The organism is Micromonospora arida (assembly GCF_003857035.1).
Classification (GTDB): Bacteria; Actinomycetota; Actinomycetes; order Mycobacteriales; family Micromonosporaceae; genus Micromonospora; species Micromonospora arida.
Window position 1 is genome coordinate 1 of sequence record NZ_QGSY01000259.1, and the last position, 17,816, is coordinate 17,816.

The window sequence follows — 17,816 nt, forward strand, 5'->3', positions numbered from 1 at the left end:
GTGCGACGCCGGCCGCCGCGCCGGTCGAGGTGCGCGCGCCGCGCGGCGCCGGGATGCGTGCGGCCTGGTCGGTGGTACGCGGACAGCCCGCCGCCCGACTCGGCATCGCCGCCGTGGCGGTGGGTCACCTGGTGATGGTGGCGGTGATGGCGATGACTCCGGTCCGGCTCGGGGAGTCGCACGCCGACGCCGACGTGTTGCGGCTGGTCGGCATCGTGCTGAGCCTGCACATCGCCGGCATGTACGCGTTCTCCCCGGTGGTCGGTTGGCTCACCGACCGGCTCGGTCGACGGGCGGTGATCCTCGGTGGGGTCGGGCTGCTGCTGGCCGCCTGCGCGGTCGCCGGCACCGCAGGGCACCACACGCCTCGGCTCTCGGTCGGTCTGGTCCTGCTCGGATTGGGCTGGTCGGGGACGATGGTGGCCGGCTCGACCCTGCTGTCCGAGTCGGTGGCGGCCGAGGTGCGGCCGAGCGTCCAGGGGCTGTCCGACCTGATCATGGGGCTGGCCGGGGCCGGGGCCGCCGTGGTCAGCGGGTTTGTCATGCAGTTCGCCGGATATCCCGTGCTCACCCTGCTCGCGGCGGTCGCGGCGGCGCCCCTGGTGGCGCTAGCGTTGCGCCCGGTGCCGACCGGGGCACCGGACGAGGAGGGCTGATCACTGTGCGGCTGACCGACTTCTGGACGCGGTTGGACGAGGCGTTCGGGCCCGGCTACGCGGCCAGCATCGCCCGCGATCAGGTGCTGTCCCAGCTCGGTGGGCGGACCATCGAGCAGGCCCTGGCATCGGGGGAGCAGACACACGTGGTGTGGCGGGCGGTCTGTGCCGCGTACCCCGACCGGGTGCCCGCTCGACTACGCTGAGCAGCCTTTTCGCCGGTTCCGCGTGTCGCTTGTCGAGTCGTACACCTGTTCGGCTATTGTCCACAGCGGGGTGCTCGTCCACAGCTCGCGGCCCGTCGGCTGGTTTTCTGTCGGACCTAGCGCCTAGCGTGTCCGCGTGACGCGAAGCTCAGCAAAGACGCCGGCGAAGGCAGGGGTGGCAACCATGGCAGCAGGGCCTGACCGGGAGAAGGCACTCGACCTTGCTCTCGCTCAGATTGACAAGCAATTCGGCAAGGGCTCGGTGATGCGGCTGGGTGACCGGCCGGTCGTCCAGACCGCAATCATTCCGACCGGCTCCATCGCGCTCGACGTGGCCCTCGGCATTGGCGGCCTGCCCCGTGGCCGGGTGGTCGAGATCTACGGCCCCGAGTCCAGCGGTAAGACCACGGTGGCACTGCACGCGGTGGCCAACGCCCAGCGCAACGGCGGCATCGCCGCCTTCATCGACGCCGAGCACGCGCTCGACCCGGAGTACGCGAAGGCCCTCGGCGTCGACACCGACGCGATGCTGGTCTCCCAGCCGGACACCGGCGAGCAGGCGCTGGAGATCGCGGACATGCTGATCCGCTCCGGTGCTCTGGACATCATCGTGATCGACTCGGTGGCGGCCCTGGTGCCGCGCGCCGAGATCGAGGGCGAGATGGGCGACAGCCACGTCGGCCTCCAGGCCCGGCTGATGAGCCAGGCGCTCCGGAAGATCACCGGTGTGCTCAGCAACACCGGCACCACGGCGATCTTCATCAACCAGCTGCGGGAAAAGATCGGCGTCATGTTCGGCAGCCCGGAGACCACCACCGGTGGTCGGGCGCTGAAGTTCTACGCCTCGGTCCGGCTCGACGTGCGACGCATCGAGAGCCTCAAGGACGGCACCGACGTGGTCGGTAACCGCACCCGGGTCAAGGTCGTGAAGAACAAGGTCGCCGCGCCGTTCAAGCAGGCCGAGTTCGACATCATGTACGGCAAGGGCATCTCGCGTGAGGGCTCGCTGATCGACGTCGGCGTGGAGCAGGCGATCATCCGCAAGTCCGGAGCGTGGTACACGTACGACGGCGACCAGCTCGGCCAGGGCAAGGAGAAGGCCCGGGAGTTCCTGAAGGAAAACCCGGACGTGGCCGCCGAGATCGAGAAGAAGATCCTTGAGAAGCTCGGCGTCGGGGTCGGCGCGGGTGACGCCGCCGGTGGCCCGGAGCTGCCGCCGGTCGACTTCTGACCGGTCGCTGACCCATGGCAGGACGACGCGCTCGTACGGGGCGGGGCTGGGATGCCAGTCCGCCTCGTACGGGCGACGCCACCGATGCGCCCCGCCCTCGGCGAGGTCGCCGGGGTCGGTCCGAGGAGGCCGACACCGTCGAGTCTCCGGCCCCTCCGCGCGACGAGTCCGAGGTGGCCCGCGAGATCTGTCTGCGCCAGCTCGCCGTCCGGCCCCGCACCCGGGCCGAGCTGGCCGGGGCGTTGGCCAAGCGGGGCATCTCCGAGGAGGTCTCGGCCGAGGTCCTCGACCGGTACGACGAGGTCGGCATCATCGATGACGCCGCGTTCGCCCGGGCCTGGGTGTCCAGCCGGCACGCCGGGCGCGGCCTCGCTCGCCGGGCGCTCGCCAACGAGCTGCGCCGCAAGGGCGTGGACGGCGAGGTGGCCACCGAGGCGCTCGGTGAGCTGGACGAGGAGACCGAGGCGGACACCGCCCGTGGCCTCGTGGAGCGCAAGCTGCGCACCGCCCGAGGCGAGCCGGACGCGGTCTTCCGCCGGCTGGTGGGCATGCTGGCCCGCAAGGGCTACCCGCCTGGCGTGGCCATTCGGGCGGTGAAGGACGCGCTGGCGGCGCAGAGCGCCGAGGCGGCCGAGTTCGCCGAGCAGATCGACGCCGACGCGCTCGCCGACGCCGAGGGCGAGTTGGAGCGCGACAACCGTCTGGTCGAGTGAGCGGTCCGCTGCGACTTCCGATGGAGGTGCGGGCGCGATGTTGAAGGCATGTCTGAACGGTGGGCGCGACCGGCAGGCCCATCCGGCCGTGCCGCTCACGGCGGCGGAGCTTGCCGCCGATGCGGCTCGCTGCGCGGCGCTCGGGGTCGCGGCCGTGCACGTCCATCCCCGAAACGAGGCCGGCGTCGAGTCGCTGCGGCCGGCGGTGATCGCTGACGCGCTGACCGCGATCCGTACCGCCCGGCCGGGGCTGCCGGTGGGGGTGAGCACCGGAGCTTGGATCGTGCCGGATCCGGCTGCCCGGGTGGCCGCCGTCCGGGCCTGGCCGGTGCTGCCCGACTTCGCCTCGGTCAACGCGCACGAGCCTGGCGCCGAGGCGGTCGCGGCCGCCCTGCACGAGCGTGGTGTGCTCGTCGAGGCAGGGCTGTGGACGCTCGACGCGGTCGCGGCGTACCGGAGGTGGCGGGTGCCGGCCGGGCGGGTTCTGGTCGAGTGCATGGCCGAGGACGTGGCGGTCGCGTTGGCCGACGCCTCCCGGGTTCTCGCCGCGCTGCCGGCGGACGCGCCGTCGGTGCTGCTGCATGCCGAGGGGCCGGCGACCTGGCCGGTCCTCGCCGAGGCGGTACGCCGGGGTCTGCACACCCGAATCGGGCTCGAGGACACCCTGTGCCTGCCGGACGGCTCGCCCGCGGCGGACAATGCGGCGTTGGTCGCGGCAGCGGTGGCGGTCGGTGCCAGCTGACGTCGGTTAGACGGTTGGGTCACACCTCGCTCGGTCGTCGGCCCCGTCCGGCGACCCCTTGGACGGCACTGAGCAGGCCTGACGCGTCCAGGGGGCAGCGCACCTCGCGGAGTTTGTCCCTTCCTGTCCGACGTGATATCAGCGCGCGGTGATGGTTCAACTTCTCTCCGTTCGGGGGGTTTGATCATGAGTCCTTGACCGGAGCACCCCCGGCGACCTAGCCTCGCCATACAGGCTCACATTGCCCGACCAGCGCAGGCTAAGCGCACAACATAGATCGCGTAACAGAACAGCATCACTTTGGCCGACTCCGCGGCCTTTGGCGGCAGTTCCGGACAGGCCGGTCCGGAACGCTGCGACAACTGCACCCGGTCGCCGACGCTGCCCACGGGCACCGCCGGCGGAGAAAGCTACCCACGGCCAGCCGCTCCGGTCGGGCGTCCACAGCCGCAGGAGTGTGCCCCCGGCACGGTCGCTGCGGTCTCGACGTTAGGGGAGGCGGCCATGGCGGGGCGGCGGCACAGGTTCACCGGTAGACCCGACGGGGTCCCGGCATGAACGCGTTCGACGTCGTGCTCCTCGCGGCCGTCCTCGTCCTCGCGGTGGTGGTGATCGGGGCCGTGCTGGTCGGCATCCGGACACTGCGCCGGATGGGCGCCGCGCCGGCCCCGGAGGATCCCGCCTTCATCGCCGAGAAGGACCGCCAGGAGCAGTCCCTAGCGGCCCTGCGGACCGCGGCAGACCAGGCGAACAGCACGATCGACGTGGCGAAGTCAGCGGCCGCCGCGGCCCGTACCGAGGCGGCGGCGGCGAAGGCCGAGGCGAAGGCGGCCCGCGCCGAGGCGCGGCGGGTCCTCGACGACGCCCGGGCCGAGGCGGACACCGTTCTGGAGCGCGCCCACAAGCAGGCCGAGGCGGACGCCGAACAGTTGCGGACGGCAGCCCGGCGCAGCGGCGAGCGGGAGGTCGCGGTGCTCGCCGCCACCACCCGGGAGCAGGCCGCCGAGGTGGAACGTCGGGCAGCTCGGATGGACGAGCGGGAGCGGATGCACACCGAGGAGGTGGAGCGGTCCGCCGAGCGGGAGCGGCAGCTCACCGCCGCGAAGGCTGCCCTCGCCGCCCGGGAGGCCGCGCTCGCCCAGCGGGAGGCCGAGCTGACCGAGTCGGAGGAGCTGCGCCGCCGGGAGCTGGAGCGGGTCGCCGGGCTCACCGCCGAGTCCGCCCGACTGGAGTTGGTCGACGCCATCGAGACGCAGGCCAAGCGGGAAGCGGCGCTGCTCGTACGGGACATCGAGTCCGACGCGCGCAACACGGCCGAGCAGCGCGCCCGACACATCGTGGTGGACGCGATCCAGCGGGTCGCCAGCGAGCAGACCGCGGAGAGCGTGGTCAGCGTCCTGCACCTCCCCGGTGACGAGATGAAGGGGCGGATCATCGGCCGGGAGGGGCGCAACATCCGCGCCTTCGAGTCGGTGACCGGCGTCAACCTGATCATCGACGACACCCCCGAGGCGGTGCTGCTCTCCTGCTTCGACCCGGTCCGTCGCGAGGTGGGCCGGGTGACCCTGGAGAAGCTGGTCCTGGACGGGCGCATCCACCCGCACCGGATCGAGGAGGTCTACGACCTGGCCCGGCAGGAGGTGGAGCAACTCTGTCTCCGCGCCGCCGAGGACGCCCTGGTCGAGGTCGGCATCACCGAGATCCACCCGGAGCTGGTGACCCTGCTCGGCCGGCTGCGCTACCGCACCTCGTACGGGCAGAACGTACTCAAGCACCTGGTCGAGACCGCCCACATCGCCGGCATCATGGCCGCCGAGCTGCGGTTGGACGTGCCGATCATCAAACGGTCGGCGTTCCTGCACGACATCGGCAAGGCGCTCACCCACGAGGTGGAAGGCAGCCACGCCATCATCGGCGCGGACCTGGCCCGCAAGTACGGCGAACACGAGGACGTGGTGCACGCCATTGAGGCGCACCACAACGAGGTGCCCCCGCAGACCATTGAGGCCGTGCTCACACAGGCTTCCGACGCCTGCTCCGGTGGTCGACCGGGCGCGCGCCGGGAGAGCCTGGAGGCGTACGTCAAGCGGCTGGAACGGATCGAGGAGATCGCGGCGGGCAAGCTCGGCGTGGACAAGGTCTTCGCCATGCAGGCCGGCCGGGAGATCCGGGTGATGGTCAAGCCGGACGACGTCGACGACATCGGGGCAGCGGTGCTGGCCCGCGACGTGGCCAAGCAGATCGAGGAGGAGCTGACCTATCCGGGTCAGATCCGGGTGACAGTGGTCCGCGAGTCCCGGGTCACCGAGATCGCCCGCTGACCCGACGCATCTGCCCCGCCCAGGGCGGGGCAGATGCGGACCGGCGCTCCGGCGCTGCCCTACCTTCGGTGCGGGCAGCGACCGGAGCGTTTCCGCGCGGCGGGCAAGCAGTCACCCGGCCAGAGGGTCGCTGGGATCAAGGCCCTTTCGGAGGCTGACGTCAATGCCGCAAACCGGTTGCATCGGTACGCGTTGTCTGATTTTTCAGGCTTGCGTCGGCAGCAGACATAAGTAAAGATCTCTTCATGGGGATAGTTGGTCGTCAACTTCTCGGACTGACTTCGAAGTCGACCACGTGTGGTTATTCGCTCAACCGATCAAACGACGCCCTTGATTGGCGTCCCTGTGCCATGAGGCCGTTTGGCAACGCACACAACGGGCTCAATGCCGCGTGAGGTCTACCGGAAGCCCGATTCAACCATTAGGAAGAAGCGCGCCACCGAATTATCGAATTCGATTCTTCGTTGGTGCGTAGGGCTCTTCTTTCAGGCAGGTTCTCGGTCTCCGCAATTGGGTCCGGGCGTATCATCTAGATAATCGGGGGCAGCTGATGGTGCACATTCCCAGACGAAATCTACTCAAGCTCATCGGTGCCGCCGGCGCGAGTGCCGGCGCGGCCGCTGTGGTGGGAAGCCCGGCGGTGGCCGCGCCTGCGGAACCCTCGGGTGGCCCCCGCGCGGTCCCGCCGGTCAAGCCCTTGACGGACTCCGCGGCGGTCCAGCCGAAGGTCGCTCCCGCCCTGGCCCGGCAGCAGGGTGACATGCGCGTGCTGCAGTTCAATGTGCGCGCCCCGGGCCTGCTCGCGGCCTCCGTCGACGAGTGGGTGCTACGAGCCCAGCAGTGGGTGAACGCGACCTACGGCAATCGGGCCGGTTACGTGCGGGCGCCGGAGGACGGCCGGACGGGTTGGCCGACGATGTACGCGCTGACGCGTGCGCTGCAGCTCGAGCTCGGCATCACCGCGACGTCGGACACCTTCGGCCCGACCACCCTCTCCACCCTGGCCAGCAAGTATGGGTTGGTGAGCCCCACTGCACCCGCCAACATCATCAAGATCATCCAGAGTGGGCTGTACTGCAAGGGTTACTACGGCGAGGACATCAGCGGCGTGTGGGGCGCCGTCACCACCAACTCGATCGCCCAACTGCGCACCAACATGGGGTTCACCGAGGTCAGCAACCTCGTGAGCCCCAAGGTGTTCAAGGCGTTGCTGACGATGGACGCCTATGTCGTCGTGGAGAACGGCTCCACTGAGGTGCGCAACGTCCAGCAGTGGATGAACCGGAAGTACGTCAACGAGTCCTGGTTCTACATCATCCCGGCCGACGGACATCCCTCCCGAGACGTCGCGAACGCGCTCATCTACGCGCTGCAGATCGAGCTGAACATCGCTTCACCGAACGGCGTCTTCGGGCCGAACACGCAGGCCGGCCTCAGGGCGCGGGGCAGCATCTCGGTCAACCAGTCGGACAGCGGCTCAAGCTCGTTCATCCGACTGTTCCAGGCCGGTATGATCTTCAACCGGTACACGGTGTCCTTCGACGGAGCGTTCGGCAGTCAGACGAGCAGTCTGGTGAGCCAGTTCCAGAATTTCTCGGCGCTCCCGGTCACCGGCAAGGGTGACTACCAGACGTGGTGCTCGCTGCTGGTCAGCACCGGAGATACCAGCCGGGTCGGCGGCGCCGTGGACTGCGTCACGACGATCACGCCAGCCCGGGCGCAGACGCTGTACAACGCCGGTTACCGGGTGGTCGGCCGCTATCTGACCAACGTGCCGAACACCAGCCTGGACAAGAAGATCAAGCCGGGCGAGATCGCCGACATCTTCGCGGGGAAACTGCGAATCTTCCCCATCTACCAGACCTGGGGCGGCGAGGTTTCCTACTTCAGTGAGCAGCAGGGCGCCCGGGATGCCAGTCTCAGTGTGCAGGCGGCGGCGGGTTACGGCTTCGACCGGGACACCATCATTTACCACGCCGTCGACTTCGATGCGCTCAACAGCGATATCACCAGCAACATCATCCCGCACTTCCGCGCCATCCAGCGGACCATGGATCAGCTGCACAACCCGTACCGTATCGGAGTTTATGGTGCCCGGAACGTGTGTAGCCGTCTGGCCGACGCGGGCCTGACCGAGTCGAGCTTCGTCGCCGACCTGTCGACCGGATTCAGCGGAAACCTCGGTTTCCCGCTGCCGAGGGACTGGGCGTTCGACCAGATCTCCACCGTCACCATCGGCTCCGGTGACGGGCGCATCGAGATCGACAACAACATTTTCTCGGGCCGGGACTATGGTCAGGGCAAGGTTCGGGACGTCGGACCGAAGCCCGACGTGCGGTTCGACATGGCGCTGCGCAACGATCTGGTCGCCGCCATGGAAACCTACTGCAACTCGTTGGACACGGCGACCACCCTGCTCATACATGACATCGACGAGGCTGTCGACAAGGTGCTCGCCTATGACGAGCTCATCACCAACCTGTCCAATTCGTTCAATGTGCGTAAGGCGCTGTTCCAGTCCAACCCCTTCTGGGAATACTGGAAGATGACCTATGAGGACACGATCGTGTCCGATACAGCGGTTCGGCTCTGGTACAACTACCTGACGCAGGAAGAGGCGTGGCGCCGTAGTGGCATGATCGGCCAACCCCCGACCCCCATGCCGGAAAACCCTGACTGCAGCACCGGGGTCAGCCAGATCTTTGCCTGGGCGTCGATGCGCGCAAAGAACTGGGCGCGCAACAACGGCTTGCATCGAGGTGCCCCGATGGACCCCGGCAACTGGCACGAGATGTGGGCCGAGTGGCAGCGACTGAACGAGGACGACAACTACAACATCAGCACGGTCCCACTCATGCTCTTCGAAGGTGGCGCCCGGCGCGCTGGTATCACCGGGCAACGGCTGACCTACACCGAGGCAGAGATGCAGAGTATGCTCGCGTCCTACCAAGGCGACGGTGACCTTTCGATCACCTACGGCAAAGAGCTCATCGGCGTCTACCGGGTCTTCGAGCGGTTCAACGCCACCGTGCGGCAACGCTGACCGAGCAGTCCCATCGACCGATGTAGGCCCGACCGGTTCCTGGCCAGCTGGCTGTCCGCCTCCTGACCAGGAACCGGCCCTCATGGATGCCCTTGTCGAATTGCGAGGCAGTCAATGACCGTGCCGGCGACCGCGAACCGCACGCGCCTCCTTCGGATCGTGCTGGTCTGGCTGGCCGGCAACCTGGTCATCGGCCTGTGCGCGATCGTGCCGATCGCCGCTCTCGACACCCTCACCTACTACCTTCGCGCGATCAACGGCCAAGACGTCGTCGCGCCTTACGGCCGTGACGGCGCCCGCTTCGCCGTCGTCGAGATCGCCGTCACGGGCGTGGTGCTGTTGGTCGCCGCGGTGCTCTTCAATCGTCGGCAGTGGCGCCGGTTCCGGGCCGTGCGGCTCGTGGCGTCCCTGCCTCTACTGGCGGTGACCCTCGTAGCACTTGCCCTGCCGTTCCTCTGGTTCTGGTTCGGCACCGACCGCAGCTTCTGAGGCAAGCGAGGGCTCAGGGATCAGAAGAGCCGGTGCGCGCGGCGATGCGGCCGTTGCGGCGTTCCCGATCGAAATATCGGGGCATCCCAGACGAAGGGATGCCCCGATATCACGGGAGTCGAATCGATCAGGCGCCAGGCGCGACCTGGCGTCAGTTGCCGCCGCCTCCGCCCCCGGCCTGGGAGATCAGGGCAGCCGCCGGCGGGTTCTGTGCCGGGGTGCCGGCGGTCTTGCGGCCGCGGGCGAGCCGCCGTTGGACGTACTGGGCGAGCTTCGACAGCGAGTAGTTCACCACGATGAAGAGCACGGCGATCACGACGTAGACCTGGATCGGGTTGCTCAGCACGCCGATGAGCTGCTTGCCGATGTTCAGGGTCTCCTCGTAGCTGATGATGAACCCCAGCGAGGTGTCCTTGAGCACCACGACCAGCTGGCTGATCAGTGCCGGCAGCATGACCCGGAATGCCTGTGGCAGCAGGATCATCCGGGTGGTCTGCGCCGGCGAGAGCCCGATGGCGGCGGCGGCCTCCGCCTGACCGCCGGGCAGCCCCTCCATGCCGGAGCGGAGGATCTCGCCGATCACCACCGAGTTGTAGATGGTGAGGCCGATGACCAGGTACCAGAAGTTGTCGAAGTAGAGGCCGAACTCGGGGAAACCGCGAGCCACGAAGAAGATGGTGAGCACGACGGGCAGGCCGCGGAACACCTCGACGCAGACCCGGGTGACCGCCGACAGCACCCTGCTCAGCCCGCGCAGCAGGTACGCCACCGGCGTCGCCACGCCGGTGAACCGCCGTCGGATCAGGCTCTTGAGCTGGATCCGCAGCACGGCCAGCAGCGTTCCGACCGCCAGCGAAGCCACGATGGCCAGGGCCGCGGCGAGCAGGGTGTTCTTGAAACCGAGGCCGATCCGTTCCCACACCTGGGAGAAGTTCTCGTTGGAGGGGTCGATCAACGGGCCCCACAGCTCCATCGAGAGCTGGCCATTCTCGTCCAGGGGCCGGTAGATCAGGAAGTATGCGCCGACGAGCAGGACCACGCCGGCGACGATGCTGCTGATCAGGGTGATCCGCCGCTGCCGGGGGCCAGGGACGTCGTAGAGGACGCTGGTCTGCTGACTCATCGGGCCACCGCCTGTCGCTTCTCGATCCGGTCCAGCAGGGCGCCGAGGGGCACGGTCATGATCAGGTAGCCGATTGAGATGCCGATGGCGACCGGGACGAAGGCGTAGCCCTCGGCCCCGGTGAGCTGGTCGGCCGTGGCCGACAGGTCACCGGCAACCCCGAAGAAGCCGGCCAGCGCCGAATTCTTGATCATCGCGATGATCACGGAACCGAGCGGGACGATCGAGGCTTTCCAGGACTGTGGCAGCACCACGTAGCGCAGGTTCTGCCCGAAGGTCAGGCCTAGCGACCGCGCCGCCTCCGCCTGGCCGGCGGGCACCGCGTTCACCCCGGACCGCAGCGCCTCGCAGACGAACGCCGCGGTGTAGAGCACCAGGGCGATCAGCGCGAACCGGAAGTACGGCAGGTCGGTGCCGAGCCGGGTGAACAGCGAGTCGAGCACCGGGATGCGGAGGAAGTCCGCGTTGGAGCCGAGCGCCGGCAGGCCGAACGCGGCGAAGAACATCACCACTGTCAACGGCATGTTGCGGAAGACGTTCACGTAGCCGGTGCCGAGCGCGCGGAGCGGCGGCACCGGTGAGATGCGCAGCACCGCAACGATGGCGCCCAGGACGAGGGCACCGATCGCGGCGAGAATGCAGATCTGGAGGGTGAGCCAGAAACCACCCGCAAAGACGTCGAACTTGTCGATGAGCACGTTCACGGGTTGGTGTTCCTCCCCACCCTCCAGATCGAAGGATCAGATCAGTAGCGGTTGATGGTGGGCGCCGAACCCAGTTCCGCGCCGAACTTGCCGGCGGTGTTGTCCCAGGCCTTCTTCCAGCTGCCGTCGGAGACGGCCTTGTCCAGCGTGTCGTTGATGAAGCTGCGGAAGTCCGCGTCCTCCTTCTTCACCCCGATGCCGTACGGCTCCTTGGTGAAGTTGCTGCCGGCCAGCTTGAACGACGCCTCGTCCTTGGCGATGTAGCCGAGCAGGATCACGTTGTCCGTGGTGACGGCGTCGACCTGGCCGCTCTTGAGGGCGTCCCGGCACTTGTCGTAGGTGTCGAAGGGCACCAACTGGGTGGCGACGTCCTTGACGTACTTCTTGATCTCCTCGAACGGCGTCGAGCCGGTGACCGAGCAGACCTTCTTGGTGCCGTCCTTGAACGAGTCCGGACCGGTGATGGTGGTGTCGTCCTTCTTGACCATGATGTTCTGGCCGGCCTCGTAGTACGGGCCTGCGAAGGCGATCCGCTCCTTGCGCTTGTCGTTGATCGTGTACGTCGCGGCGACCAGGTCGACAGTGCCGTTGACGATCACGTCCTCGCGGACCTTCGAGGGGGCCTCGACCCACTCGATCTTGTCCTCGGGGATGCCGAGCTCCTTTACGATGATCTTGGCGATCTCGACGTCGAAGCCCTCCGGCTTGCCGGAGAGGCCCTTCAGGCCGAAGCCGGGCTGGTCGAACTTGGTGCCGACCTTGATCTTCTGGGCCTTGTTCAGCTTCTCCATGGTGCTGCCGGCGGTGAAGGACTTGCTGCCAGCACCGGTGTCCCCGCCCTCGTCGCCACCACAGGCGGTGAGGCCGAGCGCCAGGGCGGCGACCGCGGCGACTGCCGCAACGCGCTTGATACGCATACTCTTCTCCTTCTTCAACGGAGCCCACCGAGTACGGCGCGCTCCACTACGGACGCCTAGTGCGTGAGGATCTTGGAGAGGAAGTCTCGGGCCCGCTCGCTGCGCGGGTTCGCGAAGAACTCCGCCGGTGGGGCGTCCTCGACCAGTTGCCCGTCGGCCATGAAGATGACCCGGTTCGCCGCGTGCCGGGCGAAGCCCATTTCGTGGGTCACCACGACCATCGTCATGCCGTCGCTGGCCAGCGAGGTCATCACGTCGAGCACCTCGCCGACCATCTCCGGGTCCAGGGCGCTGGTCGGCTCGTCGAAGAGCATCGCCTTGGGCTGCATGGCCAGCGCCCGGGCGATGGCCGCCCGCTGCTGCTGGCCACCGGAGAGTTGGGCCGGGAACTTGTCCGCCTGGTTGGCGATGCCGACCCGGTCCAGCAGGGCCAGGCCGCGCTCGCGGGCGGCGGTCGGCTTCTCCTTGCGGACCTTGATCGGGCCGAGGGTGACGTTCTCCAGGATGGTCTTGTGCGCGAAGAGGTTGAACGACTGGAAGACCATGCCCACCTCGCTGCGCAGCTTCGCGAGGGGCTTGCCCTCGGCCGGCAGCGGCTGACCGTCGAAGGTGATGGTGCCCGAGTTGATCGGTTCCAGTCGGTTGATCGTGCGGCACAGCGTCGACTTGCCGGAGCCGGACGGGCCGATCACCACGACCACCTCGCCCCGACCCACCGACAGTGAGACGTCGTCCAGCACGTGCAGCGGCCCGAACCACTTGTTGACCGCGTCCAGCACGATGAGCGGTTCGCCCGTCGTCACGTCGTCCACCGTCCCCTGTCGTCTCCCGGATCGGGGTCGGTTGACCCCCGGTGCGGCCACTGTAGGCGGCCTGATGTGGCAGAACGCAACCCAGCGGGTCACGGAGCGGTAACACCGGTCACGATCGTTCTCGGGCGTCCGATTTTGGTCACCGGATGGGTGGTCGCGGTGGCGATCGTGGCGCCTTGTCGCGATCATTGGTGGATGACCGAACCCGTACGGTTGACCAAGTACGCCCGCGGCGGTGGCTGCGCCTGCAAGATCCCGCCGGGCGAGCTGGAGATCATGGTGGCCGGTCTCGGCCCGGCGACCGGCACCGCCGAGTTGCTGGTCGGGTTGGACCACGGCGACGACGCGGCGGTGGTGCGCCTGGATGAGCGGACCGGCGTGGTCAGCACCGCCGACTTCTTCACCCCGGTGGTCGACGACGCGTACGACTGGGGTCGGATCGCCGCGGCCAACGCGCTCTCCGACGTGTACGCGATGGGCGGCACCCCGCTGGTGGCGCTCAACCTGCTCTGCTGGCCGCGCGACGTGCTCCCGCTGGAGTTGGCCCGTGAGGTGCTGCGCGGCGGCCAGGACGTGGCGCGGGAGGCCGGCTGTCACCTGGCCGGCGGGCACAGCGTGGACGACGACGGCCCGAAGTACGGTCTCGCGGTCACCGGCACGGTCAAACCGGAGGAGCTGATCACCCTCGACGCCGGGCGGGCCGGGGTGCCGTTGTCGCTGACCAAGCCGCTCGGGGTGGGTGTGCTGAACACCCGGCACAAGGCGACCGGGGAGAGCTTCCCGGAGGCGGTGGCCACGATGAGCGCACTCAATCGGGAGGCCGCCCGCGCGGCGGTCGCCGCCGGCATCCGGTGCGGCACCGACGTGACCGGGTTCGGGCTGCTCGGGCACGCCTCGAAGCTGGCCCGGGCCAGCCAGGTCACGGTGGCCATCGACACCGCCCGGGTGCCCTATCTGGCCGGCGCGCGGGAAGCGCTGCGCGACGGGTTCGTCAGCGGCGGCAGCCGACGCAACCTGGAGTGGGTGACCCCGTGGACCGACTTCGGCGCGGCGGACGAGGCGGAGCGGCTCCTGCTTGCCGACGCGCAGACCTCCGGTGGCCTGCTGGTCGCCGGCGAGGTGCCCGGGGCTCCGGTGGTGGGCGAGCTGCTGCCACGGGGGGAGCATCGGGTCGTCCTGCGCTGACCGGGCACCGTCGACCTGCGGCGGGACACGCGGGGGCGGTGGCGCGAATGGCGCACCATACCCGATAAACTGTCACCTTCCCGCTACTCCGAGCAATGCAGCTCAGGGAAATTTTGCCCGGAATGGTCACAGACCGGTAACTTGCCCCCGGCTGGGGTCAAATGCCCCCCACCATCGTGTGTAAGGCCCGATCCGGAGGCCGGTGGAGACGAACGCAGCGAGGAGGCGGAATGACCGAGCTGTGGAACTGGAGAATCGACGGGGCTCAACCCGTTGAGGTCTACCCGGCGCTGGCGGAAGCGCTTGGTCGGGTGGTGATGCCGCTGGCGGTGGCCGACCCGGCGAGGCTGCCGGCGTACGCGGTGGTGTGTGACGTCTGGCAGGCGCCGGGCGAGTTCGCGACGGTGGTGGACTGCTACGGGGTGCCCGAGCAGCTCTCCGAGCACGCGAGCATCGCCGCACTGGCCCGATTGCTGGGCCGCAACTGCCTGTTGCGCGACGACACGCTCGACGCGGGCCGGCACCTGCTCGTCGCTCCGGACGGCACGGTCCGTCCGGTGCACTTCGACGTGCGGGACACTGAGGACGGTGAGGTGCTCAGCAGGCTGCGGCTCTGCTCGCTGGGTGACCCGGGTTGCCGGGGCTGGTCGCAGTGCCACCGCTCGCGCTGGGCGCCTGACACTGTCGCTCCGGCGCTCGCCGCGGCCTGACCCTCTCCAGGGTCAGGCCCGGCCGGGTGCCGTGCCGGTCAGCGGCGGTCAGCTGGTGGCGGTGGCCGACCGGTCGGTGGTGCCCGATCCGGCACCCCGCACCACCAGTTGGTCGAGCAGGGTGCGCGTCGCCTCGGCCACGGCGGCCACCGCTGCGTCGAACGCGGCGGCGTTGTGCGCGGCGGGCGCCCGGAAGCCAGAGATCTTCCGGACGTACTGCAACGCTGCCGCCTCGACGTCCGCGTCGGTCACCTGCGGGGTGAACGGCTCACGCAGCGTCTTGATGCTCCGGCACATGTGGGTTCCTCCTCGGTTGGTGCGCTACTCGACCAACGATGACATCGCTGGGGCTGTTGCCTGTTCCGCGAAGACCCCGAATCGCCCAGAAATACGTTCTGTGCCGCAGCGAACTGCCCGCCGTTGACCCTCACCGTGGGGCGGCGGGCCAACGCCGCAGGACGGGACAACGCCGGTCGGAGGTCCCCCCGGACCGGGCCGCTACCCTGGTAGCCCGAGGGGAAGGGGCACCAACAGGGTGGCTAGGACCTACAACGTCGTCACGTACGGCTGCCAGATGAACGTGCACGACTCCGAACGCATCTCCGGCCTGCTTGAGCAGGCGGGATACGAGCGTGCACCCGCTGGCGACGACACCCCGGACATCGTGGTCTTCAACACCTGCGCGGTGCGGGAAAATGCGGACAACCGGCTCTACGGCAACCTCGGTCGTCTGCGCCCGGTCAAGGACAAGCACCCCGGGATGCAGATCGCGGTCGGCGGCTGCCTCGCCCAGAAGGATCGCGGCGACATCGTCCGCAAGGCCCCCTGGGTGGACGTCGTCTTCGGCACCCACAACATCGGCGCGCTGCCGGTGCTGTTGGAGCGGGCCCGGCACAACGCCGCCGCCGAGGTGGAGATCCTGGAGTCCCTCGACGTCTTCCCGTCCACGCTGCCCACCCGCCGCGAGTCCACGTACGCCGGCTGGGTGTCGATCTCGGTGGGGTGCAACAACACCTGCACGTTCTGCATCGTGCCGGCGCTGCGCGGCAAGGAGAAGGACCGGCGCCCCGGCGACATCCTCTCCGAGGTGCGCGCGCTGGTCGACGAGGGTGTGCTGGAGGTGACCCTGCTCGGGCAGAACGTCAACTCGTACGGTGTGGAATTCGGCGACCGGTACGCGTTCGGCAAGCTGCTGCGCGCCTGCGGCGACATCGACGGGTTGGAGCGCGTGCGCTTCACCAGCCCGCACCCGAAGGACTTCACCGACGACGTGATCGCCGCGATGGCCGAGACGCCGAACGTCTGCCACTCGCTGCACATGCCGTTGCAGTCCGGCTCCGACGACGTGCTCCGGGCGATGCGCCGGTCCTACCGCTCCGAACGCTACCTGGGGATCATCGAGAAGGTCCGCTCGGCGATGCCGGACGCGGCGATCACCACCGACATCATCGTCGGCTTCCCCGGTGAGACCGAGGCCGACTTCCAGCGCACCCTGGACGTGGTCCGGGAGGCCCGGTTCTCCTCGGCCTTCACCTTCCAGTACTCGAAGCGGCCCGGCACCCCCGCCGCGACGATGGACGATCAGCTGCCCAAGCAGGTCGTGCAGGAACGCTACGAGCGGTTGATCGCATGCGTCGAGGAGATCACCTGGGCGGAGAACAAGCGCCTCGTCGGTGAGACCGTCGAGGTGCTGGTCGCGGTCGGCGAAGGCCGCAAGGACGAGCGGACCGGCCGGATGTCCGGTCGGGCCCGCGACGGTCGACTGGTGCACTTCGCGACCGAGACCGCCGACGGGCAGTCCCTCGCCGGTCAGATCCGGCCGGGCGACATCGTGCACACCACAGTCACGTACGCCGCGCCGCACCACCTGAACGCCGACGGAGCGCCGGTGGCGCACCGTCGCACCCGGGCCGGTGACGCGGCCGAGGCGGGTCGCTCCCCGCGTACACCTGGGGTGTTGCTCGGTCTGCCGACGATCGGCGCACCGCCGGTCGTGGCTGCCCCCGCCGCTGGCTGCGCCACCCACTGACCGCACGGAGGGGCCCCTCGCCGAGGGGCCCCTCCGCGGTCAGACGGTGATCTTGCCGGCGCCGGCGCCCGCCGTCACGATGGACTTGACGTTGCTCGCGGTGTCCAGCTGGTAGGAGTACGGGATGCTGGCAACGCTGCCGCCGGTCTGGCCGGTCGGCGAGTTGACGAAGTGGTTGTTGCGGGCGACCAGGCTGCCGGGCCCCGAGTCCCCCTCACCGAGGTGGTACGGGTCGTCGACGTTCTCGAAGTAGTTGCCCTCGACGAGCACGCCGGCGTTCTCGGTGGACGCCACGCCGTAGCCGCCGTTGGCCCGGTAGTAGTTGTTGTACACGTGCACCGGGTTGCCGAAGCGCACCCGGGGGTTGCGCTGGTTGCTGCCGTCGAACCAGTTGTGGTGGTAGCTCACCCGCAGGTGACCGACGTCCTGGCTGGCGTTGTCGTCGCTGTGACCGAGCAGCATGGTCTTGTCGTGGCTGAAGACCCGGTTCCACGAGACGGTGACGAAGTCCGAGCCGCGCTTGATGTCGACGGCGCCGTCGTACCCGTTGCTGAAGCTGTTGTGGTCGATCCAGATGTTGGTGGCCGACTCCTGCACGTTGATCGCGTCGTCGTTCCAGTTGCGGAAGGTCAGGTTGCGGATGATCACGTTGCGGTCGCCGCTGACGTTGAACCCGCAGCCGACGATCGTCGCCCCGTAGTTACCGAGGATGGTCTTGTTGGACCGAACCCGCAGCATCCCCGAGCAGGTGATCGTCCCGGTCACCCGGATGACTGCGGCGCCTGTCGCGTTCAGCGCGCTGGTGAGGCCCGAGGCGTTGCTGACGGTGGTCGTGGCGGCGTTGCCGCCACCTGTGGTGCCGCCGTTCTGGGTGGCCCAGCCGACCAGCGCCGACGGCTGCTGGCCGGGCGGGGGAGTGCTCGACGGTGGCGGGG

At 68.7% G+C, this 17,816-nt stretch carries 17 protein-coding genes; 11 read left to right on the forward strand and 6 right to left on the reverse strand.

Features of this window, described 5'->3' with window-relative positions; translation table 11 throughout:
* The 8 genes from DLJ58_RS25890 to DLJ58_RS25925 form a co-directional block, all read left to right on the forward strand.
* A partial coding sequence (locus DLJ58_RS25890) for an MFS transporter (RefSeq protein WP_124860120.1) occupies nucleotides 1-656 on the forward strand: 656 nt, incomplete at its 5' end.
* Between the two features lie 5 nt (nucleotides 657-661).
* Nucleotides 662-862 carry a DUF3046 domain-containing protein gene (locus DLJ58_RS25895; protein WP_030489422.1) on the forward strand — a complete coding sequence of 67 codons (201 nt, stop codon included), beginning with the start codon at nucleotides 662-664 and terminating at the stop codon, nucleotides 860-862.
* A 184-nt stretch (nucleotides 863-1,046) separates the two neighbouring features.
* Nucleotides 1,047-2,093 (forward strand): recombinase RecA, encoded by a 1,047-nt coding sequence (gene recA / locus DLJ58_RS25900; RefSeq protein WP_007456801.1) that lies wholly within the window; start codon nucleotides 1,047-1,049, stop codon nucleotides 2,091-2,093.
* Between the two features lie 14 nt (nucleotides 2,094-2,107).
* Nucleotides 2,108-2,806, forward strand: coding sequence for a regulatory protein RecX (locus DLJ58_RS25905; protein ID WP_124860122.1), 699 nt, complete (start codon nucleotides 2,108-2,110; stop codon nucleotides 2,804-2,806).
* 37 nt (nucleotides 2,807-2,843) lie between these two features.
* Nucleotides 2,844-3,548 (forward strand): 3-keto-5-aminohexanoate cleavage protein, encoded by a 705-nt coding sequence (locus tag DLJ58_RS25910; RefSeq protein ID WP_124860124.1) that lies wholly within the window; start codon nucleotides 2,844-2,846, stop codon nucleotides 3,546-3,548.
* Nucleotides 3,549-4,102: 554 nt separating this feature from the next.
* Nucleotides 4,103-5,869, forward strand: coding sequence for a ribonuclease Y (rny, locus tag DLJ58_RS25915; RefSeq protein ID WP_124860127.1), 1,767 nt, complete (start codon nucleotides 4,103-4,105; stop codon nucleotides 5,867-5,869).
* 550 nt (nucleotides 5,870-6,419) lie between these two features.
* A complete protein-coding gene (locus DLJ58_RS25920) occupies nucleotides 6,420-8,912 on the forward strand; it encodes a glycoside hydrolase domain-containing protein (RefSeq protein WP_208741338.1) in 2,493 nt (830 codons plus the stop codon).
* A 114-nt stretch (nucleotides 8,913-9,026) separates the two neighbouring features.
* Nucleotides 9,027-9,401 carry a hypothetical protein gene (locus DLJ58_RS25925; RefSeq protein ID WP_124860129.1) on the forward strand — a complete coding sequence of 125 codons (375 nt, stop codon included), beginning with the start codon at nucleotides 9,027-9,029 and terminating at the stop codon, nucleotides 9,399-9,401.
* A 151-nt stretch (nucleotides 9,402-9,552) separates the two neighbouring features.
* On the opposite strand, the gene DLJ58_RS25930 is transcribed toward DLJ58_RS25925, so the two are convergent.
* The 4 genes from DLJ58_RS25930 to DLJ58_RS25945 are packed head-to-tail and all read right to left on the reverse strand — an operon-like array spanning nucleotide 9,553 to nucleotide 12,957.
* On the reverse strand, nucleotides 9,553-10,524 hold the full coding sequence (locus tag DLJ58_RS25930; RefSeq protein WP_124860131.1) for an amino acid ABC transporter permease: 972 nt from the start codon (nucleotides 10,522-10,524) through the stop codon (nucleotides 9,553-9,555).
* A complete protein-coding gene (locus DLJ58_RS25935; protein ID WP_112586661.1) occupies nucleotides 10,521-11,228 on the reverse strand; it encodes an amino acid ABC transporter permease in 708 nt (235 codons plus the stop codon). Before DLJ58_RS25935 ends, DLJ58_RS25930 begins: the two co-directional genes overlap by 4 nt.
* A gap of 41 nt (nucleotides 11,229-11,269) precedes the next feature.
* The gene (locus tag DLJ58_RS25940; protein WP_124860133.1) at nucleotides 11,270-12,145 is read right to left on the reverse strand and encodes a glutamate ABC transporter substrate-binding protein; all 876 of its coding nucleotides are present in this window, start codon (nucleotides 12,143-12,145) and stop codon (nucleotides 11,270-11,272) included.
* A gap of 56 nt (nucleotides 12,146-12,201) precedes the next feature.
* Nucleotides 12,202-12,957 (reverse strand): amino acid ABC transporter ATP-binding protein, encoded by a 756-nt coding sequence (locus DLJ58_RS25945; protein WP_088946762.1) that lies wholly within the window; start codon nucleotides 12,955-12,957, stop codon nucleotides 12,202-12,204.
* Between the two features lie 195 nt (nucleotides 12,958-13,152).
* On the opposite strand from DLJ58_RS25945, the gene selD reads away from it, so the two are divergent.
* Both selD and DLJ58_RS25955 read left to right on the forward strand, forming a co-directional pair.
* Nucleotides 13,153-14,142, forward strand: a complete 990-nt coding sequence (selD, locus tag DLJ58_RS25950) for a selenide, water dikinase SelD (RefSeq protein WP_124860135.1) — start codon at nucleotides 13,153-13,155, stop codon at nucleotides 14,140-14,142.
* Between the two features lie 230 nt (nucleotides 14,143-14,372).
* On the forward strand, nucleotides 14,373-14,852 hold the full coding sequence (locus DLJ58_RS25955; protein WP_091400520.1) for a hypothetical protein: 480 nt from the start codon (nucleotides 14,373-14,375) through the stop codon (nucleotides 14,850-14,852).
* 48 nt (nucleotides 14,853-14,900) lie between these two features.
* On the opposite strand, the gene DLJ58_RS25960 is transcribed toward DLJ58_RS25955, so the two are convergent.
* A complete protein-coding gene (locus DLJ58_RS25960) occupies nucleotides 14,901-15,149 on the reverse strand; it encodes a DUF2277 family protein (protein WP_124860137.1) in 249 nt (82 codons plus the stop codon).
* 238 nt (nucleotides 15,150-15,387) lie between these two features.
* On the opposite strand from DLJ58_RS25960, the gene miaB reads away from it, so the two are divergent.
* Nucleotides 15,388-16,881, forward strand: a complete 1,494-nt coding sequence (gene miaB, locus DLJ58_RS25965) for a tRNA (N6-isopentenyl adenosine(37)-C2)-methylthiotransferase MiaB (RefSeq protein ID WP_124860139.1) — start codon at nucleotides 15,388-15,390, stop codon at nucleotides 16,879-16,881.
* Between the two features lie 39 nt (nucleotides 16,882-16,920).
* On the opposite strand, the gene DLJ58_RS25970 is transcribed toward miaB, so the two are convergent.
* Nucleotides 16,921-17,816 (reverse strand): pectate lyase family protein (locus DLJ58_RS25970; protein ID WP_208741340.1); only part of this gene is annotated, 896 nt, incomplete at its 5' end.